The 439-nt window shown below is 57.9% G+C and carries 1 protein-coding gene; it reads left to right on the top strand.

What is annotated here, in order from left to right; genetic code table 11:
* Positions 1–124: 124 nt before the first annotated feature.
* Positions 125–439, top strand: a 315-nt coding sequence (locus FOE67_RS28320; RefSeq protein WP_438874333.1) for a response regulator, incomplete at its 3' end; no start/stop codon positions are given.

Raw genomic sequence — 439 nt, 5'->3', positions numbered from 1 at the left:
CACGAGGGTCGATTGGGCGGGCACTCTAGACGAGGAGATCCGCTAGTCGGGTACATGTGCATGTGCGGTAAGACCTCATAACCACTAAGATTGAACTGAGTTGTCAACGTTCGACATGCAAGGAATCATCGTGAGCAAGCCACAGGACCTCACTCGGTCAACCTCTGACTCGGGGGCGGAGGCGGAACATCCACGTGTCGTAGTCGCCGAGGACGAGGCTCTTATCCGTCTCGATCTCGTCGAGCTGCTCGAGGAGCATGGTTACGAGATCGTCGGCCAAGCTAGCGACGGCGAGGAGGCTGTCCGTCTTGCCAACGAGCTCGAGCCCGACCTGATCGTCATGGACGTCAAGATGCCCAAGATGGACGGCATCACTGCGGCCGACAAGATTGCCGAAGACCGTATCTGTGCTGTCGTCATGCTGACCGCTTTCTCACAG

Origin of the sequence: Streptomyces calidiresistens (assembly GCF_014141525.1) — a bacterium.
GTDB lineage: Bacteria > Actinomycetota > Actinomycetes > Streptomycetales > Streptomycetaceae > Streptomyces > Streptomyces calidiresistens.
The sequence above is the reverse complement of the archived record's forward strand: the minus strand, read 5'-3'. Positions and strand labels throughout refer to the sequence as shown.